A 25,504-nucleotide genomic window follows, 5' to 3' on the forward strand; every position below is an offset into this window, starting at 1 on the left:
ACCTTCCGGATGACACCCACCCGATCCAACTCCCTGTGACTCATGGCAATCGTCTCCCGATCCATGGCCCCGCTCCTTGTCAGAACAAAAAGGGGACACTTTAACTTTGTGGAAAGGGGACATTAGTGCTTTGGGCTAACATGCGACGATTTTGATGTTGGTGGTTTTGGTTTGATTCTTTACACTTTACACTTGACACTTCACACTGGCTTTTATAAATGTCACCACAGGATTTCGTCCAGCAGCTCGGCAATGTCCGGGCTTCCGCCATTCTCCGCACCGATGACGCCGATGCCGCCCATCAGGCGATGGAAGCGGCCGTGCGCGGCGGGTTCACGATCTGTGAATTCACCCTCACGGTGCCGCGCGTCTACGAGCTGATCGCTGATTTTTCGCAGCGCTATCCGGACATCGTCTTTGGTGCCGGCACGGTGCTGACGGTAGACGAGGCAGAAAAGGCCGTGTCTGCCGGGGCAAAGTTCGTGGTTTCGCCGGTGACCGACGAGGCCGTCATCGCAGCCGCCGCCAACCTGGGTGTGGCCGCGATGCCGGGCACGCATACGCCCACCGAGATGCTGCGCGCCCATCGTGCGGGTGCCGGGCTTCAGAAGCTGTTCCCCGCGCCCGGCATCGGTCCGGATTTCGTGCGTGCCTGTCTGGGGCCGATGCCGTTTCTCAACATCGTGCCTACCCATGGCGTGACCGAAGCCAACGCCGCCGACTGGCTGGCTGCCGGGGCGCATGCGATTGGCTTTGTCGCGCCGTTGTTCGACCCTGCGTTGATCGCCGCCGGTGACTTCGACGCCATCGAGCAGCGCGCTCGTCGACTGCTTTCAGCGCTCGACCGCGACTGAGTTTGCGGGTGATCCGTTCGACGGGCGGGCGCTTGCCCTTCCGTCGGGCAAGTGGCGCTACAGGCCGGGCAGCGATGCCTCGGGCGGGCGGCACAGCGGCAGATCGGGCCGGCGTTCGCGCTTGGGCAGCTGGCGGCGAATGCCGTGCAGGGCGGTGCGCAGGCCCTCTTCGAGCACCGGATGATAGAAGGGCAGCTTGAGCGCATCGATCACGCCCGTGCGCTGCTGGATCAGCCAGGCCAGCTCGTGAACCATGTGTTCGGCACCGGCGCAGGCCATTTCCGTACCGATGAGGCGACCTGAGGCGTCGGCGAAAACCTTCATCTGGCCGTGACGATAGCCCTTGATGACGGCGCGGCCCTGACGGCTGAAGTCGGCCTCGCCGGTCAGGGCCTCGTCGGGCAGCTGGCTGCTGCGCAGGCCGGCCCAGGCGACTTGTGGTTCGGTAAAGACAATGCCCATTGGCGTGCGCCGGGCCAGGCACTCGTCTTCGGGATGCAGCGCATGCCAGGCGGCCAGGCGGCCTTCGTCGGCGGCTTCGTGCATCAGCGGGCGGATGCCGTTGACGTCGCCGGCGAACCAGACCGGGGCATCGCCGGCGCGCAGGCTTTCGCGATCGATCTCGGGCAGGCCGCGCTGGTCGAGCGCCACGCCCAGGTGCTCCAACCCCAGATCGTCCAGCGGCGCACGTCGGCCGATGGCAGCAACGACCAGGTCGACCTCGATGGTCTGGTCGCCGCAGTGGATTTCGACGCCGTCGCCCGCTGGCGTCGGTCGGGCATCAGCGCCCAGGTGCAGCGTCATCTGCTCGGAAAAGGCGGCGTGCATGACCTGGTTGATGGCCGAATCATCGATGCCGGCCAGGCGCTGATCACGCCCGAACAGATGCACCTCGGCACCGAGCATGGCAAAGGCCTGGCCAATCTCGCTGCCGATGGCGCCGGCACCGATAACGCCGATGCGCGCGGGGATCGACGGCAGATCGAACAGGCTGTCGCTGGTCACGAGCCTGGCGCCCAGCGCCGGCCAGTCGGGCGGAACGAAGGGTTGGGTGCCGGTCGCGACGAGAATTGCATCAGCGCTGTGAGTGACGCCATCGATTTCGACCCGATCGGGGCCGATGAAGCGTGCCGGAGCATGAATGAAGCGCTCGCCCATCTTGTCGGTGGCGCGAATCGGCCCGGCGGCAAAGCGATCGCGCAGGGCGCGCACCCGGGTCATGACCGCAGCGTCGTCAAGCTGCCCGGGCGGCCCGGCAATCAAGCCTTCGGCGTGCAAGCGGCGACTGCTGGCCACTTCGCCGGCGAGCTGCAGCAGGGCCTTTGACGGCATGCAGCCGACACGGGCGCAGGTCGTTCCCAGCGGGCCCGGATCGACGAGAATCACTTCGTCGGTGAGCTCGCGCGCCTGTTTCCAGGCGCTCAGGCCGGCGGTGCCGGCTCCCAGGATAATCAGGCGGTGGTGCGGCATATCCGATCTCTCCAGTGTGCGGTTCAATGCCATCAGCCTAGCGCGTCAGCGATGCCACGTCAGGCTCAACATCGCCCAGCGGCCGGGTTCGGCCAGTAGCGGCAACGTCGGGTCGTCAGGGGCGTAGCCGATCACTCGGCCATTTTGCCAGTACCTGCGATCGGCGAGATTGAACAGGCCGAAGCCGATCTCCAGGTCATGCCGCGGGAACCAGCGACCAAGCCAATCGATGGTGACATGACCTGGCGCCGAGAACAGGGCTTCGCCTTCGGCGTCCACCAGCTCGCGCTGGCCGCGTACGCCCGTGGCGATCAGGCGGGTCTCGAAGTCGGCTGCCGGGTGGCGCCAGGCCAGTTCGACGATGGCCGTGGGCGGGGTGACGCCAGGCAGGGCGCGGCCGCTGATGCGGTCCTCGCCGCGCGACCATTCGCCGGCAAGCTCAGCGCTGAAGCCGGCCCCGAGCCGATGCCTGAGACGCAGCTCTCCGCCCTCGATACGCACGCGATCGCGATTGACTGACTGGAAAAGGTTGAACCCCGACTCCGGGTCGAAGCCCAGCGGCGCGCGCGACTGGATGAAGTCCCGATAGTCGTTGCGATACAGCGCCACTTCAGCCCGGGCATTGGTGCCGCGCCAGCGCAGGCCGGCCTCGAAAGTACGGCCCTTTTCCGGCTTGAGGTCGGGGTTGGCAATCGCGCGCACCCGAAACTGCGGCCACTCCAGGCCGATATTGACGTCTCCGAATGGCGGCGCGCGCAGGCCGCGTGCGTGCTGGGCAAAAAACTCCAGCGAGGGGCTGATGGGCCAGATCAGGCCCAGGCGGGGCAGCCAGCGGTTCAGGCTCAGCTCGGTTGGGTGGGCATCGGGAAAGGATTGATCGAACAGCGGGTCGCTGCCCAGGGAGAGGTCGTAGTGCTCCCAGCGAATGCCGGGGCTGAGTATCGGTCCACCCTGCCACAGGTGAATTTCATCGTGCAGATAGATGCCGAGCTCAGTGATCCGGCTGCGCGGAAAATCGCGCAGCGGGAAAACCTCTCCCAGAATGACATTGCTTGTGCGACCGTCTTCCAGACGCGTCTCGCGCCCGTCGCGCAGCGTGCTGACCCGGGAGCGGGTGTACTCGAAGCCATAGCCGATACGGTGGTTCAGCCCGCCGATGGTCAGATCTGATTCCAGATCGGCGCCGATACCGGCAGTGGACTGGTCGAACTCAAAGCGACGGAACACATCCACGGGCACCCGCGCGGCAGGGCGGTGGTCGTCGGTTTCCTGCCGTGTGTCGCTGTCCTGATGCCAGATGCGCCAGCCGCCGCGGCTGATCGGACCGATGGCGTTGAGGTCCTGATCAAGCACCAGGCGCCAGCTGATGCGCCGGTCGTCGCCCAGCAAGCGCTTGGTGCTGGCCAACTGGGCGCTTTTTCCAAGCGCGGCGCGAAGATCGGTTTTCCGGGTTTCGCGATTGCCGTCAAGCGTCAGCTGCAATGCTCCGGGTGCGACGTCATGACGAGCCTTGAGCAGAACCCGCTGTTGATCCCGGTCGAGCAGGTCGCGCGGCGTGTTCTCCGGGCGGCTGGCCGCGTCGATTTCGTTGCTGCGCTGGCCGGCGCCGGCAATCAGCAGGTCGAAGGAACCCTTGCGAAAGGCGGTGGCTCCACCCAGACGGGCGCGATCGCTGTCGCTGGCACCGTGCAGACTGATGCGCGTGCCGTGATCACCGGCGGCCATGATGTCATCGGCGCTGATGGTGGAAATGGCGACGACGCCCCCAAGCGCCTTGGAGCCATAGAGCGTCGAGGCCGGGCCGCGCAGGATTTCCACCCGCTGGGTCAGGCCCAGGTCAAGCAGGGCGCGGCCGGTATCGGCGAAGGCGCCTGTATCGAACTGTTCGGAAACCGGAATGCTGTCGACCACCACGGCGGTGCGGTTGCCGCCGATGCCGCGAATGCGAAAGCCGCTGAAGCCGAAGCGAGAACCGCCGCCTTCGAGGTCGATGCCCGGCTCATAGCGCACCAGGTCAGGGGCGTCGAGAACCATGTCGCGTGCCAGGCGCTCCTGGTCGATGACGGTGACGGTGCCGGCCACTTCGGAAACCTGGCGCGGCTGGCGGTGGGCAACTACCGTGACGCGATCAAGAATCGGGGTCTGTTCCTGTTCCTTGCGTTCTGTCTGTGACCCGGTTTGGCCCTGGGCGGGGGCCGCCAGCAGGAGCACGGCGGCGGCGATGATCAGGTGTTTTATGGGCATGTTGCATTCGCTGAATATCAAAGCGCCCCGGAAGTCCGGGGCGCGTGAGGAGGCATCTGCAAAACGGTGATCAGTAGATCTCGTTTCGCGTGTTGTAGTTGTTGAACTTGCCGGTGGGCGTGATGATCTTCTCGCCCTTGATGACATGCTTGAGTTCGCGGGTCTTGTCGTCAACCACCACGATTGCCGATTCTTCTTCCATGCCCGACCATACCGAGAACCAGACTTCATCGCCGCCCTTGTTGTACTCCGGCTGAACAATGCGCTTGGGTCCCGGCCCGAGATCGGCCCATTCCGCGATCGGCAGCACCTCATAACCGGCGTCGAGATCATTGATGTCGTACACCGCGACGGTCTGAGCGATCTTTTCCTCCGGATGCAGCGGCGTGTCGACCCAGAGGTTCTCCGATTCCGGGTGGGTCTTGACGAACAGCGAACCGCCGCCCTGGCCCTGAAGCACCTGGACCACCTTGAATGCCTGCTCGGGGTGGTTGTCCGGATCGGTGCCGATCAGCGTGATGTTGGCGTTGCCCAGTGCGCTGGTGACCCACACCGGACCATATTCCGGGTGCACGAAGTTGGCGCCACGGCCCGGGTGCGGAATGCGCTCGACGTCAATCAGGGCCTGGAGTTCACGATCCTTGGCGTCAACCACTGCAATCTTGTCGGACTCGTTGGCCGCGGTCAGGAAATAGCGGCCGCTGGCATCCCAGCCACCGTCGTGCAGGAAACGGGCGGCGCCGATGGTGGTTGTCTTGAGGTTGTCGAGATCCTCATAGTTGACCAGCAGGATCTGTCCGGTTTCCTTGACGTTGATGATGAACTCCGGGTGCTGATGCGAGCCGACGATTGCCGCCACGCGCGGTTCCGGATGGTACTCCTGGGTGTCGACGGTCATGCCGCGGGTCGAGACGATCTTTCGCGGCTCCAGGGTCTGGCCGTCCATCAATACATAGTGCGGAGGCCAGTAGGCGCCGGCGATGGCGATTTCGTCCTCATAACCCTTGTAGCGGGAGTTTTCGACCGAGCGCGCCTCCATGCCGATCTTGATTTCAGCCACCACTTGCGGCGGGTCCATGTACAGATCGATGAGGTCGACCTTGGCGTCACGGCCGATGGTGGCAAAGTAGCGGCCCGAGCTCGAGGCGCGCGAGATGTGCACCGCGTAGCCGGTCGGCACGTAGGAAACGACTTTCTTGCTGTCGCCGTCGATGATGGCGACTTCACCCGCGTCGCGCAGCGTGACAGCGAAGAGGTTGTCCACATCGTAGTCGTGCTGCGGCGAATCCGGGCGGTCTTCGGGCGCGACCATCACCTTCCAGGAATCCATCATTTCCGGCATGCCCCACTCCGGCGGCTGTGGCGGATCGTGCTGCAGGAAGCGCGCCATGGCGTCGATTTCCTCGTCGCTGAGCTCGCCCGAGGTGCCCCAGTTGGGCATGCCGCCCGGCGAACCGAAGTTGATCAGGGCCTTGAGATACGCACTTCCCTTTTCCTGCGTGATATCGGTCGTCAGCGGTTTGCCCGTCGCACCCTTGCGCAATACGCCGTGGCAGCCCGCACAACGCTCGAAATAGATTTGCTGCGAGCGATCGAACTCGGCCTGACTCATGTCCGGCGCGCCCGGTGTGACGACGCGCTTGCCGCCCTCGATCGGGGAGGGTGCCCCCTGATACTGGATACGGCTTTCGCCTGCGCCCGGGTGGGGGTCGCTTTTCGCCAGCTCGGGGCCATCGAGCTGTGCGCGCTGCGCGGCCACCTGTTCCACGCTGGCGCTGCTGCCGTCATTGCCCCAGGAGTTGAACACGAAGGTGACGATATTGGCGACCTCTTCGTCGTCGAGATAGTCCATCGCGGGCATGACGCCGTTGTAAGTCACGCCATCGACGGTCAGCTCACCCTCGCGACCGGCCAGAATGTTGTGAATGACGTAGTCGGCGTTACCGGCGATGTTGTCGTTGCCGGCAAGCGGCGGAAAGGCGCCCGGCAGGCCGCTGCCGTCGCCCTGGTGGCAGGCCGCGCAATGCGTCTGGTAGAGCTTTTCTCCGGCCTGCATGTCGCCGGCCGCGGCCTTGGCCACTTCGGCAGCATGAACTTCCGCGTCGCCCGACGCCGAAGACGCCTGCGGAGTCTCGGCAACGCAGGCAGTCGTCATCGCCAGCGCCAGGCCAAAGGCCCCGAGCCAGTGCATGGGATATCGAGGTCGTATCATCGTTTTTGCCCTCCAGATAGGCTGTATTGGCGTATTGCCGGTCATCATGTTAAGGGTATTTCAGATGCGCCTATTGAGCCAGATCAAAAACCCCTGCAGAGGGTATGCAGCCATCCGGCCCGGCCTTCATTTCGAGCTTGCCGAAAAGAATCCGGGGGTAGAGCTTGACAGTCAATCGCAGGTCGACGACAATGCCCGGCTTCAACAAACGCGCCCGTAGCTCAGCTGGATAGAGTACCTGGCTACGAACCAGGCGGTCGGAGGTTCGAATCCTTCCGGGCGCGCCAGATTCAAGAGAAAGCCCCGCCGGTGACGGGGCTTTTTTCGTATCCGGAGGCAAAATTCGAACCTCCGACAATCGACAAGTCGGTTCGAACCGAGCGCCGCAGGCGCGAGCTCGCTGACGCGCAGCGTCAGCCATCCTTCCGGGCGCGCCAGATTCAAGAGAAAGCCCCGCCGGTGACGGGGCTTTTTTCGTATCCGGGGCGCGATGGGTGGGGGTACACTGGTGTTGGCGCCGGGCGATTTTCGCGGTTGACCGCGGGCAGGCGATTCCGTAATATTGGCCGGCTTGAGAAATCGGGGTGTAGCGCAGTCTGGTAGCGCAACTGCTTTGGGAGCAGTAGGTCACAGGTTCAAATCCTGTCACCCCGACCAAAGCGTATCGTCGGCACGATCCGGGCAGGCGGTTCATGCGCCCGTAGCTCAACCGGATAGAGCATCGGCCTTCTAAGCCGAGGGCTGCAGGTTCGAGTCCTGCCGGGCGCGCCACCCGTCTTCAAGACGGGTTATAATGAAGGATTGGCGATTTTGCGTCGCCGTACAATTTGTTTCAGTGGTGGGCGTAGCTCAGCTGGTAGAGCACTGGATTGTGGCTCCAGAGGTCGCGGGTTCAAGCCCCGTCGCTCACCCCACCATGGGCTGTTAGCTCAATTGGTAGAGCAGCTGACTCTTAATCAGTTGGTTCGGGGTTCGAGTCCCCGACGGCCCACCACTTGTGGCCGGTCGGGATTCCCGGCCGGCTGTGTTCAATTCTGACTGACACTTCACCAAAGACTCGAAACCATGCAGGTATCTGTTGAAAAGACGGGCGATCTGGAGCGGAAAATGACCGTCCAGGTGCCCGGTGAGCGCATCGAAAACAAGGTTTCAGGACGACTCAACGAGCTGCGCCGTCAGGTGCGTCTGAAGGGCTTCAGGCCCGGTCGCGTGCCCATGAATATCGTCAGGCAACGCTATGGCGCGCAGGTGCGCGAGGAAATCCTGCAGGAAGTCATGCAGTCGAGCCTGCAAGAGGCAATCGGCGAGCAGGAAATGCGCGTGGCCGGCGTCACCCGCATCGAGCCCGGGGCGCTCGAGGAGAAGGGTGATCTCGAGTTCACTGCTGAGCTCGAGGTTTTTCCCGATATTCCGGAGATCGAGGTTTCGGACCTCGAGCTCGAGCAGCCCGAGGCCGAAATCGGTGAAGCCGATGTCGACCAGATGATCGAAACCTTGCGTGAGCAGCGCCGCAGCTGGAAGACCGCCGAGCGCGCGGCCGCTGAAGGCGATCGCGTGCGGCTGGGTTACGTGGCCGAGCTGGACGGCGAAAAAGTGCCCGACGCAGGCGAACATGAAATCGCTCCTGTGCTGGGGCAGTTGGCCGCTTTTCCGGAGCTCGAAGCGCTGTTGGCCGGTGTGCGCGAGGGTGAAGAAAAGGAAGCCGAGCTGACCTTTCCGGACGACTATCGCCATCAAAGCCTGGCCGGGAAAACGGCTCAGGTCACGCTGCAGATCAAGTCGGTCGAGGAACCCGAGTTGCCGGAAGTTGACGACGCGTTCGCTGAAAGCTTCGGCGTCGACGGCGGGGTCGAGCAGTTGCGTGCCGATATCCAGAAAAACCTGGAGCGCGAGCTGCGCCATGCCATAACCAACCGACTCAAGCAGGCGGTGACTGACGGCCTGGCCCAGCGCTATGGTGACGTGGCCGTGCCGACGAGCGCGGTTGAACAGGAAATTGGTCAGATGCAGGAGCAGCTGCAGCAGCAGGGTGGCGCTCAGCAGGCGCCAGCGGCCGATCAGCTGCGCGAAAGTGCGGAAAAGCGCGTGCGCCTGGGGCTGCTGCTGGCCGAGATCGCACGCCAGCACGACATCAGCATTGATGCCGGCCGGGTTCAGGCCAGAATCGAAGAGATGGCCGAAACCTATGACGAACCCGAGCAGGTGATCGAGCTTTATCGTTCAGAACCTCGCCTGATGGATCAGGTCGAAAACATGGTTCTTGAAGAGCAGGTAGTTGACTGGGTGCTTGAAAATGCCAAGGTAAGCAACAAGTTCATGTCATTCAATGAGCTGATGGGTCGAGCATGAACGAGAAGGCACTCAACCTGGTTCCGATGGTCGTCGAGCAGTCTGCTCGGGGCGAACGGGCCTACGATATCTATTCCCGCCTGCTCAAGGAGCGGGTGATCTTCATCGTCGGGCCGATCGAGGACTATGCCGCCAACCTGATCGTGGCGCAGTTGCTGTACCTGGAGTCGGAGAATCCCGACAAGGACATCAATATCTACATCAACTCGCCGGGGGGGGCGGTGACCGCGGGCCTGGCGATTTATGACACCATGCAGTTCGTCAAGCCCGACGTCGCCACCATGTGCGTGGGCCAGGCCGCCAGCATGGGCGCGCTGCTGCTGGCCGCCGGCGCCAAGGGCAAGCGCTTTGCGCTGCCGCACTCGCGGATGATGATCCACCAGCCCCTGGGCGGCTACCAGGGTCAGGCGTCGGATATCGATATTCACGCCCGTGAGATCCTGAAGATGAAGAATACGCTCAATGAGATTCTGGTCAGCCATACCGGGCAGGACCTGGCAACGATCGAGCGTGACACCGACCGCGACAAGTTCATGTCTGCCGGCGAGGCCAGCGACTACGGGCTGGTTGACGAAGTCATGAGCGACCGCCAGTCACAATAACCGCGGGTGTTTTCGGTTACCATTCATTAGAGTCGGGAAGAACCACGGACGAATCGGGAAGAATTACGGGTCATGAGCGAATCCTCCAGCGACGGCAAGATTCTGTACTGCTCCTTCTGCGGCAAGAGCCAGCACGAGGTGCGCAAGCTGATTGCCGGCCCCAGCGTCTATATTTGCGATGAGTGCGTCGAGCTGTGCAACGACATCATCCGCGAGGAGCTCGAGGGGGCCAGCGAGACCGAGCCGGAGAGCCTGCCCACACCGCACAAGATTCATGATTTTCTCGATAGCTATGTGATTGGCCAGCAGTCGGCCAAGAAAGTGCTTTCAGTAGCCGTCTACAACCACTACAAGCGGCTTGAGTCCTCGCGGCATCGCGATGATGTCGAGCTGTCGAAGTCGAACATCCTGCTGATTGGCCCGACCGGCTCGGGCAAGACCTTGCTGGCGGAGACGCTGGCGCGCATGCTCAATGTACCCTTCACCATTGCCGACGCGACGACGCTGACCGAGGCCGGCTACGTGGGTGAAGACGTCGAAAACATCATCCAGAAGCTGTTGCAGAAGTGCGACTATGATGTCGACAAGGCGCAGCAGGGCATTGTCTATATCGATGAAATCGACAAGATCTCCAAGAAGGCCGAGAACCCGTCGATTACCCGCGATGTTTCCGGAGAGGGCGTGCAGCAGGCGCTGCTGAAGCTCATCGAAGGCACGATGGCCTCGGTGCCGCCGCAGGGCGGCCGCAAGCATCCCCAGCAGGAGTTCCTGCAGGTCGACACACGCAATATCCTGTTCATCGTCGGCGGTGCCTTTGCCGGTCTCGACAAGGTGATTCAGGAGCGTTCGCAGTCGGCCGGCATCGGTTTTCACGCCGAGGTGCGCAACCCCGAGGCTGAAGACGTTTCCGAAATTCTCGCTGGAGTCGAGCCCGAGGATCTGATCCAGTACGGTCTGATTCCCGAGTTTGTCGGTCGCTTGCCCGTGGTCGCCACGCTTACCGAGCTTGATGCCGAAGCGCTGGTCCGCATTCTGACCGAACCGAAGAACGCCGTGGTCAAGCAGTTCTACAAGCTGTTCGAGATGGACAACTGCGAGCTCGAGATTCGCGACGACGCCTTGCACGCCATTGCCCGCAAGGCCATGGCGCGCAAGACCGGTGCTCGCGGGTTGCGCACCATCATCGAAAACGTGCTGCTGGATGTGATGTACGACTTGCCGTCGACCGAAAATGTGACCAAGGTCGTTATCGACGAAGCCGTGATCAACGGTGAATCCGAGCCCTATCTCATCTACGAGAACCCGCCTCAACGCGCCGGCGCGGAATCCTGAGCGATTTCCGTCAGCTGTCAGTCCTTCATTGTCATCCGCCGGCTTGAATCGAGCCGGTCGGGCGCCAATATCTGGTGTCAGTTCACATCAAGCCTGACGGGCCGTTGGGTCCGCAGAGCGCTGCAGAGAGAGTAATGGCCGACTACGACGTCAGCAAAACCAATCCGCCCCGCCAGCCCGTGCCGGTCTTGAGCCTGCGCGATGTGGTGGTTTATCCGCATATGGTCATCCCGCTGTTTGTGGGCCGCGACCGTTCGGTGCGCGCGCTTGAAGAGTCGATGAATGTCGACAAACAGATTCTGCTCGTCACCCAGAAAAATCCCGAGGTTGAAGAGCCTGGGCCCGACGAGCTGTTTGACTGCGGCACAATGGCGACCGTGCTGCAGATGCTGCGCTTGCCCGATGGCACCACCAAGGTGCTGGTCGAAGGCGGACAGCGCGTGCACATCGATGAGCTCGACAACGACGGTGAATATCTCGCCGCGCGCTATACCGAGCTGGCAAGCGAGGAGTCGGAGGATCTGCGTATCCTCGACGTGACCACGCGCAGCCTGACGAGCCTGTTCGAACAGTACGTCAAGCTCAGCCGCAAAGTGCCACCGGAGCTCATGACCACGCTGTCAGGCATTGAAGATCCCAGCCGCCTGGCTGACACCATAGCCGCGCATCTGGCTGTACGTATCGAAGACAAGCAGCGCGTTCTGGAGCTGGCGCCGGTCGCTGATCGCATGGAGTTTCTGATGGGGCTCATCGAGGGCGAGATCGATGTGCTCAAGCTCGAAAAGCGCATTCGCGGCCGGGTCAAGAACCAGATGGAGAAGAGCCAGCGCGAGTACTATCTCAACGAGCAGATGAAGGCCATCCAGAAGGAGCTGGGTGACCTCGATGAATCCGGCCACGATCTGGGTGATCTGGAAGCGAAGATCGAAAAGGCCGGCATGCCGAAAGAGGCACTGGAGAAGGCTCGCAGCGAATTCAACAAGCTCAAGATGATGTCGCCGATGTCGGCCGAGGCGACGGTGGTTCGCAACTACCTGGACTGGATGTTGCTGCTGCCGTGGAAAAAGCGCAGCCGTATCAGCCACGACATCAAGGCCGCCTCCGATATTCTGGAAGCTGACCACTACGGTCTCGAGCGCGTCAAGGAGCGCATTCTGGAATACCTGGCGGTGCAGAAGCGCGTCAAGAAGCTCAAGGGTCCGATTCTGTGCCTGGTGGGCCCGCCAGGCGTGGGCAAGACCTCGCTGGGGCGATCGATTGCCCGCGCCACCGGGCGCGAGTTCATCCGCATGAGTCTGGGTGGTGTGCGCGACGAGGCAGAAATTCGCGGGCATCGTCGAACCTATATCGGTTCTCTTCCCGGACGCGTGCTGCAAAGCCTGAGCAAGGTCGGCAAGCGCAACCCGCTGTTCATGCTGGATGAGCTTGACAAGATGTCGATGGATTTCCGCGGCGACCCGTCCTCGGCCCTGCTGGAGGTGCTTGACCCGGAGCAGAACGATACCTTCTCGGATCACTATCTCGAAGTCGATTTCGACTTGTCTGAAGTGATGTTCGTGGCGACGGCCAACTCGCTCAACATTCCGGCGCCCCTGCTGGACCGCATGGAAATCATCCGCATTCCGGGCTATACCGAAGACGAAAAGCTCAATATCGCCACGCGCTATCTGCTGCCCAAGCAGCTGCGCGAGCATGGCCTCGAGGAAGCGGAGCTGCAGATCAGCGAGGGCGCGATCATCGACATGATCCGCCATTACACCCGCGAGGCCGGGGTGCGCAATCTCGAGCGCGAGATCGCCAAGGTCTGTCGCAAGGTGGTCAAGGAGCTCAGCCTTGACGCTGCGCTCGACAAGCGTCACGTCACCGTCCAGAACCTGAGCAAGTATCTGGGCGTGCGCAGGCATCGTTATGGTCGTGCCGAAGAGCACAACGAAGTCGGGCAGGTTACCGGCCTGGCGTGGACCGAAGTCGGCGGGGAGCTGTTGCAGATCGAAGCCGCTGCCGTTCCCGGGAAGGGCAAGCTCACGCATACCGGTCAGCTCGGCGAGGTAATGAAGGAGTCGGTTCAGGCAGCGCTTTCGGTGGTGCGCTCGCGCGCATCCGCCCTGGGCATTCCCGAAGACTTTCATCAGAATCGGGACCTGCATATTCACGTGCCCGAAGGGGCCACGCCGAAGGATGGTCCAAGTGCCGGTATCGGCATGGTGACCGCCCTGGTCTCGGTGCTGGCCGGCGTTCCGGTGCGTGCTGACGTCGCCATGACCGGCGAGATCACGCTGAGGGGCAAGGTGCTGCCCATCGGCGGGCTCAAGGAAAAGCTCCTGGCCGCGCGACGCGGCGGTGTCAGCCTGGTGCTCATCCCCGAAGAGAACAAGAAAGACCTCGACGAGATCCCCGAGCGCATCAAGAAAGGCCTCGAGATTCGGCCGGTTCAGTGGATCGACGAAGTGCTCGAGCTGGCCCTGGTCGGGCTGCCGCCGGCCGATCAGGCAGGCGAGGGTGAAGGTGCGTCGAGCAAGCGGCGAGCAAATCAAGGCGTGCGCGCACATTGATATTCGACGCTGATGTTCACCGGCCCGCACGGCAAATCGTCTTGCGGGCGGGTGAATCGTGACAAAAGCCCCCTGAGCGGGGCTTTTTGGGCATTTTTCCGGGTTTCGCTATTGATGACAGGGATGGGCTGATATACCATCACTGGCCAACAGACGGCTGGTTGCTGCCCTGGAGGGAGCGCTTTCACGATTGCAGCGAAGGGCCTGGCCGTTGCCATCCGCATAATGAACTTGATAAGGTCTGGAGTGACACTCATATGAACAAAACCGAATTGATTGCAAATATCTCCGAGCGCGCAGGTCTGTCAAAGGCCGACGCGCAGCGTGCCCTGGACTCGACCCTGGAGTCCATTACCGAAGCGCTCAAAGGTGGGGACACCGTGTCTCTGGTAGGATTTGGCACGTTTTCGGTCAGAGAGCGGGCGGCGCGTGCCGGCCGTAACCCGGCTACCGGAGAGACGATTCAGATCAAGGCATCGAAAACTCCTGCATTCAAGGCTGGCAAAGGTTTCAAAGACGCGATAAGATAGTGGGCTGAAGCCCGGGGTGCTTAGCTCAGCTGGGAGAGCATCGCCCTTACAAGGCGAGGGTCGGAGGTTCGAGCCCTCCAGCACCCACCAGGATTAGGAGTGGTAGTTCAGTTGGTTAGAATACCGGCCTGTCACGCCGGGGGTCGCGGGTTCGAGTCCCGTCCACTCCGCCACTAATCTGCAGGGCGCCCATCGGGGCGCCCTGTTTATTTCTGACAACTGAAAATACAACCGGGGTCATCCAAGGATCATGCTTCAGGCCATTCGTGATCGCGTAACCGGGATCGTCGCTATCTTCGTGCTCGGCCTGCTGGCCGTTCCGTTTCTTTTCTTCGGCTTGGACAGCTACATGCGTGCCGTCCCGCAGGACGCGGTGGCCGTGGTCGGCGACGACGAGATTTCCTCTGCCGACTTTCAGACCAGCTTCGCCCGTTATCGGGCGCGACTGCGCGACCAGCTGGGTGATCGCTACAGCGATCTTGAAACCAATCAGCCGGCGGTCCGCCGGGAACACCTTGAAAGCCTGATTGATCAGCTGCTGCTGCGCCAGCACGCCGAAAAGCTGGGGCTGCGGGTCAGTGAGCGGACCATCGCTGAAATGATTCGTGACGTGCCCGCCTTCCAGATCGAGGGCCAGTTCAATCCCGACGTCTATCAGCAGGCTCTGCGCGCTGCGGGCGAGACGCCCAGGGGCTTTCAGCAGGGGGTGCGCCAGGATATCCAGACGCGGCTGGTTGCCGAGGCAATTGCCGAGTCTTCGGTGGTGACTGAAACCGAGGTGGATCGCATGATCGGCCTGCAGCGCCAGCGCCGGCAGGTCAGCCTGGTGGATATCAGCTCGGCGCCATTCACCGATGAGGTCGAGATCACGCCGGCGGATATCGAGTCCTATTACCAGGACAACCTTGACCGCTTTACCAACGAGGAACGCGTGCGTCTGGCCTATGTCGAGCTGCAGCCTGACGAGCTGCTCGACGAGGCAACGCTCAGCGAAGAAGAGTTGCGGCAGCGCTATGAGGCCGCCAGTGCGCGCTATCTCACGCCCGAGGCGCGACAGGCCTCACACATCCTGATTACCGAAGACAGCGCTGGCGATGCTGAATCGGCCCGGGCGCTGGCCGAAGATCTCCGGGAGCGCCTGGAAAGCGGTGACTCCTTTGCCGAGCTGGCAGCCGAATACTCCGACGACCCGGCATCCTCGGGGCAGGGCGGCGACCTGGGCTGGATCGAACCCGAAGACATGGTCCAGCCGTTCGAAGACGCGTTGTATGCGCTGGCGGAACCCGGTGCAGTCTCCGACCCGGTCAAGACGCAATTCGGCTGGCATCTGATCCGGCTCGATGGCATTCGCCCGCCCGAGGGAATGAGCTTTGAGCAGGCGCGGACGGAGATTCTGAGTGACCATCTGCAGCGCCAGCGCGAGGAGCTCTACATCGACATGTCCGAGCGCATGATTGACCTCGTTTACGCCGACGACAGCAGCCTCGAGCCGCTGGCCGAGGAGCTGGGTCTGGAGATCAGGCAGACCGACTGGTTGACCCGAGCCGGTACCGATTCCGGGATCGCTTCTGACGAGCGCGTTGTCGACGCGGCATTCTCCGACCTGGTGTTGCGTGACCATGCGGTCTCCGATCCGATCGAGATCGAGCGCAATCACATGGTGGCCATCAAGGTGGTCGAGCACGAGCCGGCCGAGCCCAAGCCGCTCGAGGAAGTATCTGAGCAGATTCGTCAGCGTCTGATCACTCAGCGCAGCGGCGAGATGGCCCGCGAGCGTGCACAGTCCCTGCGCGAGCGGGTGGCCGGCGGAGAAAGCCTGGAGTCGGTGGCGCAAGCCGAAGAGCTGGAGCTGGAAACCCTCGAGTCGCTGGGCCGAACCGACTTCCAGCAGGGGCCGTCGTTCATCCAGGAAGTGTTCAGGCTGCCGGCACCCGGAGACGATCCCACGCTTCACGTGCTGCCGCGTCAGGGTGGTTATGCGCTGGTTCGTCTCGAACAGGTACGCCCCGGGGACCCGACCGAGGCGAGCGATTCCGAGCGCGAAATGATTCGTCGCCAGATTCGCAGCAGCCGCGCCCAGGAAGCGATCGAGGGCCTGATCGCTCAGCTGCGCGAGCAGACTACCGTCAGCGTGGTCGAGGAAAGGCTGTGATAAGTGTGAAGTGTGAAGTGTGAAGTGTGAAGAAGCCGGGCTTGCCCGGCTTCTTGCTTTCTGGTTACTTCAGGCCGGCCATGCCGACGGTGTTGTAGCCGCCGTCGACGTAGGTGATTTCGCCGGTGATCCCGGCAGCCAGATCGGAGCAGAGGAAGGCCGCGGCGTTGCCGACGTCTTCCTTGGTGATGTTGCGGCGGATCGGCGAGGTTTCACCGACATGATCCAGCATTGAACGCAGCTGGGACACCCCCGAGGCCGCAAGCGTCTTGATCGGCCCGGCCGATATGCCGTTGACGCGGATGCCGTCTGCACCCAGACCGTGGGCCAGATACCGAACCGACGCTTCCAGCGAGGCCTTGGCCAGACCCATCACGTTGTAGCTGGGCATGGCGCGCACCGCGCCGAGATAGCTCAGCGTCAGGAGCGCGGCGTTGCGGCCTTTCATCAAGTGCTTTCCGGCGCGCGCCAGGGCGGCGAAGCTGTAGCTGGAGATGTCGTGAGCGACATGGAAGCCTTCGCGGTCGATGACGTCGGCAAACTCGCCTTCGAGCTGCTCACGCGGTGCGTAACCAACGGCATGAACGATGATGTCCAGCGCTCCCCATTCCTTTTCGATGGTCTCGAAGACCGCCTGAATCTGTTCGTCGCTGGCGACATCTAGCGGCATGGTCAGCTTCGACCCGGTCTGGTCGGCAATCTTCTGGACGCGTGACTGCAGCTTTTCGTTCTGATAGGTAAAGGCCAGTTCCGCGCCTTCCCGGTGCATCGCCTCGGCGATTCCCCAGGCAATCGAGCGCGGGCTGGCAACCCCGACAATCAAGGCTTTCTTGCCTTCGAGCATGCCCATGTTTCCGACTTCCTTGTGTTGTTTGCAATGGAACGTCAATTGTAACGACGGCAGTGTTAGAATGACACCAACCGACCGGTCGGTCGGGTCAGCTGATCCGTGATCGCCGCATGCACGTGAAATCCCCTGTAAACGAGGCTCCGCCGAACGGGCTGCAGCGCCTGCTGGAGGCGGCCGCGGCCATCTTCTCGCAACGAGGTTATGCCGCCGCTTCGATTGCTGCCATCGCGCGACGGGCCGGCATGAGCAAGTCGACGGTGTTTCACCACTTTCCCTCCAAGGAAGCCCTTTATCTGGCCGTGATCCGGAATGCCATCGAGGGTTTTGGTCAGCATCTCGATCATGCACTGTCGCAGGCGGACGATCTGCCCGGCGCACTGAAGCGCTTTCAGCGTGAGCATCTGCGGCACATGGCGGCCCATCGGCAGGTCGTCCGGCTGATCCTGCGTGAGCTTCATGACCCGGCCCTGGAGCACAAGCGCCCCCTGATTCGCGAACTGCTTGCAATCAATTTCAGTCGCCTGGTGCGCTACCTGGAGTCGGCGCAGGCCGCGGGCAGCATCCGGTCGACGGCCGACTGCCGGGTGAGCGCTCTGATGCTGTTTGCCAGCAATGTGTTCCTGTTTCAGCATGCCGGTGAACTGGTCGACATGCCCGGGCTGCAGCTGGCCGGAAATCCCGATGAGTTTGCCGATTCATTCACCGATATTCTCTACAATGGCCTTGTTTCCGAGGCCGCGAACGGAGCCGAACAATGAACAAGAAAGTCCTGCTGCTGAGCGTGGCGGCGCTGTTGCTGAGCGCCTGCGGTGAAGAAGAAGGCTCAGGCCCCGAGGAGCGCGCCACGGCCGTTACCGTTACCGCAGTCGAGTCGCAAACGGTCGAGCGCACCGAGCTTGCTGTGGGTCGACTGCGTGCCACCACCACGCCGGCGATTTCGGCGGAAACGGCCGGGCGCATCGCGCGCATCCACGCCGACGTCGGCGACGCAGTGGAAAGCGGCGATGCGCTCGCCGAAATTGCTCCCGACGTGCAACGCATCGCGGTCAGCTCCGCGCGTGCCGAGCTCGCCCGGCTGGAGGCCCTGCGGGCCAATCAACAGCGTCAGGTGCAACGCCTCGAGCGTCTGGCCGCCCAGCAGTCGGTGGCCGAAGACCGCCTGGACGAGGCGGTGACCCAGCTTGAATCGATCAAGGCGCAGCTCGAGGCGGCGCAGGCGCGCCTGGAAGACGCCGAATACAACCTCGAGCAGACACGCATCGTCAGCCCGGTCAGCGGGATCGTGCAGGCGCGGCTGGTCAGCGTCGGTGACTACGTCAGCCCGGGGACGCGCGTCTACGAGCTGGTTGCCACTGAAGCGCTGCGCGCCTTCCTGCCTCTGCCTGAACACCTGCAGGACCGCATTGCGGTGGGTCAGCGAGTGCGCCTGAGCGTACCCGCCAGGCCAGAGAAACAGCTCGAAGCCGAGGTCAGCGAGCTGCGCCCGAGCGTGGGCGAAGGTTCGCGTGCCATCGACCTGATTGTCGAACTCGACAACCCGCGCGGCTGGCGGCCGGGCGGCTCGGTGACTGCGCACATCGTGCTCGATCGGCATGAGGGCCTGGTGGTTCCGCCCACCAGCCTGGTGCGCCGTCCCGACGGCGAGGTGGTGTATGTCGTTGATGGCAAGCGCGCCCGGGAGCGCCAGGTCGAGGCCGGCCTGCGCGGTGACGGCTGGATTGAAATCGCCGACGGCGTTGAAGCCGGTGAGCAGGTGGTGGTTGACGGCGCCGGCTTCCTGAGCGACGGCGCGCTGCTCGATATCAAGACGCAGGGAGAGGAACGATGACCCTGCCGGAGTTATCCATTCGCCGGCATGTGCTGGCCTGGATGATATCGGTGGTGATGGTGCTGTTCGGCCTGATCGGGTTTCGCTCGATCGGCGTGGATCGCTTCCCCGAGATCGAGTTTCCCATCGTGTCGATCACCACGGTGCTGCCCGGGGCAAGCCCCGAAATCGTCGATGCCAGCATCACCAACATCATCGAAAGTTCGGTCAACAGCACGCCGGGCATCGACTACATCCAGTCGAGCTCTTCGCCGGGCGTATCGAACGTGGTCGTCACCTTCAAGCTCGACAAGGACATCGACGTCGCTTTCAACGAGGTGCAGGCCAAGGTCAACCAGATTCTGCGCCAGCTGCCCGACGATGCCGACCCGCCGGTAGTGGCCAAGATCGAGGCCGGCGCCAGCGCCGTACTGTGGGTTTCTTTGCAGGGCGATCGCACCCTGCAGCAGCTCAACCAGTACGCGAACAACACCATTCGCAAGCGCCTGGAAACCATCGACGGCGTCGGCAAGGTGCAGATCGGTGGTCGTCGGGAGCGCACCATCCGTGTCGAGGTCGATCTCGATCGCATGGCCGCGCTCGGGGTCACCGCCGGCGACATTCGCCAGGCTTTCGCCACCGAGCACGTGCAGTACCCCGGTGGTTTTCTGGTCTCTGGCGCGACCGAATCGCTGGTCAAGCTCGATCTCGAATATCACTCCCCCGAGGCGCTTTCGGAAATGGTGGTGCGCCATGTCGACGGCGCGCCGGTGCGCATCGGCGATTTCGCCGAGGTCGTCGACGGGCTGGCCGACAACCGCGCCATCGCCCGTTTCATGGGCGAGCCGACCGTGGGCCTGGGCATCGTCAAGATTGCCGGTACCAATACGGTGGCCATTGTCGAGGAGGTCAAACGCCGCCTCAACGAAGAAATCATTCCGCAGCTGCCCAAGGGGATGAGCATCGACATTGCCTCCGATGACTCGGAGATGATCGAGGAGATCGTCGCGGCGCTGGAAGAGCATCTGATCGAAGGCACCCTGCTGGCGGCCCTGGTGGTGCTGTTCTTTCTGCGCACCTGGCGCGGCACGCTGATCATTGCGCTGGCCATTCCGGTTTCGCTGCTGGCAGCAGTGGCCGTGATCTACATGCTCGGCTATACCTTCAACACCATGACGCTGCTGGGGCTGCTGTTGCTGATCGGCGTCGTCGTCGATGACGCCATCGTGGTGCTGGAAAATATCTACCGCTTCCGTGAAGAAGTAACGCCCGACCCCATCGAGGCGGCCATTGGCGGCAGCAACCAGGTGTTCTTTGCCATTATCGCCACCACTCTGACGCTGGTATCGATCTTTGCCTCGGTCATCTTTCTCGGCGGCATCATCGGCCGCTTCTTCGAGTCATTTGCGGTCACCGTGACCGTCGGTGTGCTGGCCTCTGCGGTGGTGTCGCTGACGCTCACGCCCATGCTCAGCTCGCGCTTTCTACGTGTGCGCCAGAAAGACCAGCAGCGCGGGCGCATCTATCACACCTTCGACCGTTTCTTTACCGGCATGGACAATGGCTACCGCCGCGCCCTTGACTGGACCCTGGATCACCGCTGGGGCGTACTGCTGCTGTCTTTGCTCGTGGTGCTCAGCTCGGGCTTCTTCCTGTTCGATATCGACAAGGAGTTCGTCCCCGAAGAAGATGAAGGCCGCTTTGTCGTCTCCTTCCGCGCGCCGCTGGGTACCGGCATCGACATGACCGCAAATTACCTCGACCGCATCGAGCAGGTGCTGGGCTCGCACGAGGAGATCAGGACCTACTTTACCGCCGTCGGCCTCGGCCAGGCCGGTGAGGTCAATCGTGGCATTGCTTTCGTGCGCATGGTCGACCGCGATCAACGCGACGTCACGCAACAGGTCTTTCTCGACACCATCCGGGCCGAGCTGGCCGAGACGCCGGGCGTTACCGCCTTTGCCTCGCCGCCGTCAATCGTTGGCGGCCAGCGTGGCGATCCGCTGCAGTTCGTCATCAACGGACCGGATCTGGAACAGGTGGCCAGCCTGGCTGACCGAATGCGCAGCCGCCTGGAAGACATTGACGGGATGGGGCGCCTCGATCTTGACCTGCAGCTCGATCTGCCGCAGCTCGATGTCAACGTCGACCGCGTGCGCACCGCTGAAGCCGGCCTGAGCTCCTCGGACGTGGCCTTTGCCGTCAACATGCTCGTCGGCGGCGTTGATATTGCCCGCTACAACGACCAGCCCGGCGACGGTGAGCGCTACGATATCCGCGTCAAGAGCGCTCAGGGCGAAATGACTCGCCCGTCGGATCTGGGCAAGATCTACCTGCGCACGCGCGACGGCGAGCTGGTGCGCTTCGACTCGCTGGCAAGCATCGATCAGACCGTCGGCCCGGCGGTCATCACCCGTTTCAACCTCAACTACTCGGCCGATTTCTACGGCAATCCGGACATGCCCCTGGGTCAGGCCGTCGATACCATCGATCGGGTCGCAGCCGAGCTGCTGCCGCTCGGTTACCGGGTGGAATACAAGGCCGAGGCGCGTGAGTTCCAGCAGACGGTCGGCTACGTGCTGTTCGCCTTCGGCCTGGCGGTGGTGCTGGTCTTCATCGTGCTGGCCAGCCAGTTCAACTCCTTCCTTCAGCCTTTCATCGTCATGACCGCGCAGCCGCTGGCGGTCATCGGCGGCATTCTGCTGCTGTGGCTGACCGGCCACTCACTCAACATCTTCTCGATGATCGGCATGGTGCTTCTGGTCGGACTGGTGGCCAAGAACTCGATTCTGCTGGTGGACTTGACCAACCAGTATCGCGAGCGTGGCGACAGTATCGACGAGGCTTTGCGCGAGGCCTGTCCCGTGCGGCTGCGCCCTGTGTTGATGACTTCGTTTACCGTCATCCTGGCGCTGCTGCCGCCGGCGTTGGGCTTTGGTGCAGGCGCGGACACCAACGGTCCGCTGGCAATTGCCGTGATCGGCGGCATGCTCAGCTCCACGTTGCTGACCCTGGTGGTGGTGCCGGCGGCCTATTCCATCCTCGAGAAGCGCTTTGGCCACCAGCGCGGAGAAACAGCACCGAGCTGACGCGGCCGGGCCGGCAAGGCGGAATGGTGCCCCGAGCAGGGGTGCTTCGCGGCCTGCGGTCGCTTGCCCTTCGGGCTGTCGCTTCGCTCCAGCGATTGCGCTGTGCGCAATGCGAACCTGATTGTCGTGGGTCGCCGGTTCGAATTGCGGCACCGTAAAGAACGGGCACTGCCGGTGGGTGCTTGTGCCCACTCTAGTATTTGGTGCCCCGAGCAGGATTCGAACCTGCGACCTGTCGCTTAGGAGGCGACCGCTCTATCCTGCTGAGCTATCGGGGCGCGCTGGAAAGTCAGCGGGGAAAAATATTAACAGAAGCCGAGTCAAGGCGCCCGCCCAGCACCTGCCCGCGCCAGCCGTCGAGCCATTCCGGCCGCTCGCCGCGCACCAGCCGGGTCAGCTCGCGTTTGCTGGCAATCACCGCCGGCTCGATGCCCAGTTCCGCAGCCACGTTGCGCACGCACTCCTGCAGGGCTTTGAGCTGACTGCGCTGCCCGGGGTCGAGCGGGTCGATCCAGTCGGGGCGCTGAAAGTGCGCGGTGTCAACCTCGTCGAGCACCTGCTCGAGGGCGTCGGCATAGCGCTTGCGATGCTTGCCCGGCAGCGCCCGGCCGAGATGCTCGCGCAGCGAGCGCTCCCCGGTACGGGCGAGTTCGATCAGGGTTTCATCGCCCAGCACGAAGCGTCTGGGCAGGTCTTTCCGGCGCGCCATGACATCCCGCCAGCGCGCCAGCGCATCCAGGCGCGCCAGGTCCGGAGTATCCAGTCGGCCGGCCCCCTTGACCCGGCTCAGCGGCGGCACACTGTCGCCCGAAGCCGCTTTCTGCAGCAGCCGCTGGCAGTCTTCGCGATGCCATTCCATGCGGCCGGCAGCCTGCAGCCGCGCCTCGAGATCGGCCTTTACCGCCGGCAACCAGATGACGTCTTCCGCGGCGTAGCGCAACAGCTCCTTCGATAACGGCCGTTTGCACCAGTCGTTGCGCGCCTTGCCGCCGCTCAGCTCAACGCCCAGCAGCTGCGCAACCAGGTGTTCGTAGCGCACCTGCAGCGGCAGGCCCAGCAGGGCCGCTGCCGTCTGGGTATCGAACAGCGGGTCGGGAAGGCAGCCGCCAACGTCGCGCAGCACCTCCAGATCCTCGCCCACGCTGTGCAGCACCTTGACCGTGCTGCGGTCAGCGAGCAGACGGCCCAGGGCCTCGGAGCGCGGCAGGGCGACGGCATCGAGCAGCCAGATCCGCATGCCGTCGCTGAGCTGTACCATGCCCGGGCGGGCGTAGAATGTACGCTCGCGAACGAATTCGGTGTCCAGGCCGACCGTATCGGCAGCGCGGCACTGCGTCTCGACCGCCTCGACCGGCTCTGGCTCGTCCAGCCAGAGTGCGTGCTCGACCGCCTCGATGGCGCGGTCTCGTTGTTGTTGTGTTGCGGCGTGTTGGGGCAGCTCTGGATGCATGAAAAGGGCTCTTCCGTGGTCGATGAAGGTTGTCGCAAGCGTCCGGATACGCTATTTTCACATATTCGATCAGTCTGCCCGCGCTCACGTGCGGGTCGGGGGTGTCACAATTGCAAAGCATCAATCCTTCGTTTTACCGGCAACAGGAGCTGTGATCTAGATGAGATATCTGCTGCTCGCAACTAGCGTCGTCTTTCTGTTCGTCGCGTGGCCCGCCAGGGGTCAGGACGAACCCGAGACGGCCGAGGGGGCCGAATCCGAGGCGCAGGCCGAGGAGGCGCAAGAGCAACGCCGGGTTCGCCGGCTGGGAGATGTGGTCGGAGCCGGGTCGGACGAGTTCGATATCGACTTCGAGAATCTCGATATTCCGAACCGCGCCGCGGAAAACGTTCCGGATGTCAGCCTGCCCAACCCGCAACAGGACCAGCAGCTGCAGGAGTTGCTGCGTGCACAGGCCTTTGCTCCCAACGACCCGGAAGTGGAACGCGCGCTCACGGCGCTGCTCGATGAGGTCGAGCGCGACATCGAGCAGGCATTGGCCCAGGGCAATATGGCGCGTGCGCGGCAACTGGCCGGCGTCATGGCCGAGGTGCAGCCCGAACGGGGCATCATCAATGAGGTTCAGGCTGAGCTCCAGCGCCGCAGCAGCGTCAGCGCGCTGGTCGAACAGGCCGATGCGGCCCTGCAGGCCGGCCGACTGACCGAGCCGGCCGACGGTAACGCGGCTGACCTGTTCGCCCAGGTTCTGGAGCTCGATCCCGGCAACCAGGCCGCCGTGGCCGGCCTGGCCGACGTGCATCAGGCGGTGGTCGACGAAGCGCTTTATCTGGCCCGCGAGGAGCTTGATTTCGAAGGCGCCGGCGCACGCTTGACCGAAGCCGAGACAATCCACGAGGCACCGGAGGTGGTGGCCGAGGCTCGGCAAGCCATCAGCGACTTCCGGCAGGGCCATATAGAAGATCTTTATGTCCAGGCGCGGGAGCATATCGACGAAGGCCGCTACGACGAAGCTGACGATGCGATAACGGAACTCGTTTCTCTGGGCGAGGATCGTGCCAGCGTCGAAGCACTGCAAGCCTCGCTGGCTGACGCCCGCACCTACGGCAGTTTCGAGCCGGGCCAGGTGTTTTCAGATCGGATTGCAGCGCTGGCGCGACCCGGCCCGCAGATGGTCGTCATGCCGGCCGGCAGTTTCATGATGGGCTCGCCGGAAAGTGAAGATGAGCGTCTGAGCAACGAGGGGCCGCAACATCGGGTGACTTTCGAGCGCGGCTTCGCGATGGCGCGCACCGAAGTCACCGTGGGCCAGTTCGCCGATTTCGTGCGCTCGACCGGCTATCGCACCGACGCCGAGATCGAAAGGTCGTCGCGCGTCTATGATCTGGACAGCGGGCGCATGGTCGATCGCAACGGCACCGACTGGCGGGCGGACTTTTCCGGCCGCAGGGCCGACGATGATCTGCCTGTTCTGCATGTCTCCTGGCGAGATGCCAACGCTTATGTCGATTGGCTTTCAGAGCAGACTGAACGCAACTATCGACTGCCCACCGAAGCGGAGTTCGAGTACGCCCTGCGCGGCGGCACGCTCACGCCCTACTGGTGGGGCAACGGCGCACCCGATGAAAACGAGGTCGAGAACGTGACCGGCGACCGTGACGTGTCGCCTTCAGGGGCCCGCTGGAACGTTGCTTTTCGTCGCTATACCGACGGCTACTGGGGGCCGGCCCCAGTGGGTAGCCTGGCCAGTAACCCATTCGGCCTCTACGACATGGGCGGCAACGTCATGGAGTGGGTCGAGGACTGCTGGCACGACAGCTACGTGCGCGCCCCGGAAGATGGCTCGGCATGGGTCAACCCCGGCTGCAACCGTCGTGTCATCCGCGGCGGCTCCTGGTCGAGCACGCCCGCCATGTCGCGTTCGGCATTTCGCATTTCCAGCACCAGCGACAGCACCGACATGCGCGTTGGCTTCCGGATCGCGCGCGATCTTTGAGCCGGCGACAAAGCGGTA

General features: G+C 63.1%; 16 protein-coding genes and 8 tRNA genes. 18 read left to right on the forward strand and 6 right to left on the reverse strand.

Translation table 11 applies throughout. The features are described from left to right. Window positions 1-218: 218 nt before the first annotated feature. A complete protein-coding gene (locus ACEWQZ_RS03355; RefSeq protein WP_476481660.1) occupies window positions 219-854 on the forward strand; it encodes a bifunctional 4-hydroxy-2-oxoglutarate aldolase/2-dehydro-3-deoxy-phosphogluconate aldolase in 636 nt (211 codons plus the stop codon). A gap of 57 nt (window positions 855-911) precedes the next feature. Here the strand turns inward: ACEWQZ_RS03355 and ACEWQZ_RS03360 are convergent, their stop codons facing one another. The 3 genes from ACEWQZ_RS03360 to ACEWQZ_RS03370 form a co-directional block, all read right to left on the reverse strand. Next, complete coding sequence (locus tag ACEWQZ_RS03360; RefSeq protein WP_476481661.1) at window positions 912-2,324, reverse strand: dihydrolipoyl dehydrogenase; 1,413 nt, start codon at window positions 2,322-2,324, stop codon at window positions 912-914. Between the two features lie 45 nt (window positions 2,325-2,369). Then, on the reverse strand, window positions 2,370-4,568 hold the full coding sequence (locus tag ACEWQZ_RS03365; protein WP_476481662.1) for a TonB-dependent receptor: 2,199 nt from the start codon (window positions 4,566-4,568) through the stop codon (window positions 2,370-2,372). Window positions 4,569-4,638: 70 nt separating this feature from the next. Then, entirely contained in the window at window positions 4,639-6,780 is a 2,142-nt protein-coding gene (locus ACEWQZ_RS03370; RefSeq protein ID WP_476481663.1) for a cytochrome D1 domain-containing protein, read from the reverse strand. 210 nt (window positions 6,781-6,990) lie between these two features. Here ACEWQZ_RS03370 and ACEWQZ_RS03375 point away from each other — a divergent pair. The 13 genes from ACEWQZ_RS03375 (at window position 6,991) to ACEWQZ_RS03435 (ending at window position 16,297) form a co-directional block, all read left to right on the forward strand. Further along, window positions 6,991-7,067, forward strand: a tRNA-Arg gene (locus tag ACEWQZ_RS03375). 293 nt (window positions 7,068-7,360) lie between these two features. Further along, window positions 7,361-7,437: transfer RNA gene (locus ACEWQZ_RS03380), tRNA-Pro, on the forward strand. 37 nt (window positions 7,438-7,474) lie between these two features. Next, window positions 7,475-7,551 (forward strand) — tRNA-Arg (locus tag ACEWQZ_RS03385). A 67-nt stretch (window positions 7,552-7,618) separates the two neighbouring features. Continuing rightward, window positions 7,619-7,694 (forward strand) — tRNA-His (locus ACEWQZ_RS03390). A gap of 4 nt (window positions 7,695-7,698) precedes the next feature. Further along, window positions 7,699-7,774: transfer RNA gene (locus ACEWQZ_RS03395), tRNA-Lys, on the forward strand. A gap of 71 nt (window positions 7,775-7,845) precedes the next feature. After that, on the forward strand, window positions 7,846-9,129 hold the full coding sequence (gene tig / locus ACEWQZ_RS03400; protein WP_476481664.1) for a trigger factor: 1,284 nt from the start codon (window positions 7,846-7,848) through the stop codon (window positions 9,127-9,129). Further along, a complete protein-coding gene (clpP, locus tag ACEWQZ_RS03405; RefSeq protein ID WP_476481665.1) occupies window positions 9,126-9,731 on the forward strand; it encodes an ATP-dependent Clp endopeptidase proteolytic subunit ClpP in 606 nt (201 codons plus the stop codon). The genes tig and clpP overlap by 4 nt, the downstream gene beginning before the upstream one ends. Before the next feature lie 72 nt (window positions 9,732-9,803). After that, window positions 9,804-11,063 (forward strand): ATP-dependent Clp protease ATP-binding subunit ClpX, encoded by a 1,260-nt coding sequence (gene clpX, locus ACEWQZ_RS03410; RefSeq protein ID WP_476481666.1) that lies wholly within the window; start codon window positions 9,804-9,806, stop codon window positions 11,061-11,063. A gap of 134 nt (window positions 11,064-11,197) precedes the next feature. Beyond that, complete coding sequence (gene lon, locus ACEWQZ_RS03415) at window positions 11,198-13,615, forward strand: endopeptidase La (RefSeq protein ID WP_476481667.1); 2,418 nt, start codon at window positions 11,198-11,200, stop codon at window positions 13,613-13,615. Between the two features lie 257 nt (window positions 13,616-13,872). Then, window positions 13,873-14,145, forward strand: a complete 273-nt coding sequence (locus ACEWQZ_RS03420; RefSeq protein WP_476481668.1) for an HU family DNA-binding protein — start codon at window positions 13,873-13,875, stop codon at window positions 14,143-14,145. 14 nt (window positions 14,146-14,159) lie between these two features. After that, window positions 14,160-14,235, forward strand: a tRNA-Val gene (locus ACEWQZ_RS03425). 6 nt (window positions 14,236-14,241) lie between these two features. Beyond that, window positions 14,242-14,318: transfer RNA gene (locus ACEWQZ_RS03430), tRNA-Asp, on the forward strand. Window positions 14,319-14,395: 77 nt separating this feature from the next. After that, entirely contained in the window at window positions 14,396-16,297 is a 1,902-nt protein-coding gene (locus ACEWQZ_RS03435; protein ID WP_476481669.1) for a SurA N-terminal domain-containing protein, read from the forward strand. Window positions 16,298-16,361: 64 nt separating this feature from the next. Here ACEWQZ_RS03435 and ACEWQZ_RS03440 read toward each other — a convergent pair whose 3' ends face one another. Then, window positions 16,362-17,147 carry an enoyl-ACP reductase FabI gene (locus tag ACEWQZ_RS03440; RefSeq protein ID WP_476481670.1) on the reverse strand — a complete coding sequence of 262 codons (786 nt, stop codon included), beginning with the start codon at window positions 17,145-17,147 and terminating at the stop codon, window positions 16,362-16,364. A 110-nt stretch (window positions 17,148-17,257) separates the two neighbouring features. Between ACEWQZ_RS03440 and ACEWQZ_RS03445 the strand changes: the two genes are divergently transcribed. Genes ACEWQZ_RS03445 through ACEWQZ_RS03455 form a run of 3 tightly spaced genes read left to right on the forward strand, consistent with a single transcriptional unit; the run spans window position 17,258 to window position 22,043 of the window. Next, window positions 17,258-17,905: a TetR/AcrR family transcriptional regulator gene (locus ACEWQZ_RS03445; RefSeq protein ID WP_476481671.1), complete on the forward strand. Its 648-nt coding sequence runs from the start codon at window positions 17,258-17,260 to the stop codon at window positions 17,903-17,905. Further along, complete coding sequence (locus tag ACEWQZ_RS03450; RefSeq protein WP_476481672.1) at window positions 17,902-18,975, forward strand: efflux RND transporter periplasmic adaptor subunit; 1,074 nt, start codon at window positions 17,902-17,904, stop codon at window positions 18,973-18,975. Before ACEWQZ_RS03445 ends, ACEWQZ_RS03450 begins: the two co-directional genes overlap by 4 nt. Then, window positions 18,972-22,043 carry an efflux RND transporter permease subunit gene (locus ACEWQZ_RS03455; RefSeq protein WP_476481673.1) on the forward strand — a complete coding sequence of 1,024 codons (3,072 nt, stop codon included), beginning with the start codon at window positions 18,972-18,974 and terminating at the stop codon, window positions 22,041-22,043. The genes ACEWQZ_RS03450 and ACEWQZ_RS03455 overlap by 4 nt, the downstream gene beginning before the upstream one ends. Before the next feature lie 201 nt (window positions 22,044-22,244). Here ACEWQZ_RS03455 and ACEWQZ_RS03460 read toward each other — a convergent pair. Both ACEWQZ_RS03460 and ACEWQZ_RS03465 read right to left on the reverse strand, forming a co-directional pair. After that, window positions 22,245-22,321 (reverse strand) — tRNA-Arg (locus tag ACEWQZ_RS03460). Between the two features lie 11 nt (window positions 22,322-22,332). Beyond that, window positions 22,333-23,493: a ribonuclease D gene (locus ACEWQZ_RS03465; protein ID WP_476481674.1), complete on the reverse strand. Its 1,161-nt coding sequence runs from the start codon at window positions 23,491-23,493 to the stop codon at window positions 22,333-22,335. 160 nt (window positions 23,494-23,653) lie between these two features. On the opposite strand from ACEWQZ_RS03465, the gene ACEWQZ_RS03470 reads away from it, so the two are divergent. Next, a complete protein-coding gene (locus ACEWQZ_RS03470; RefSeq protein WP_476481675.1) occupies window positions 23,654-25,486 on the forward strand; it encodes an SUMF1/EgtB/PvdO family nonheme iron enzyme in 1,833 nt (610 codons plus the stop codon). The last annotated feature ends 18 nt before the right edge of the window (window positions 25,487-25,504 follow it).

Source organism: Wenzhouxiangella sp. YN1, from assembly GCF_056324145.1.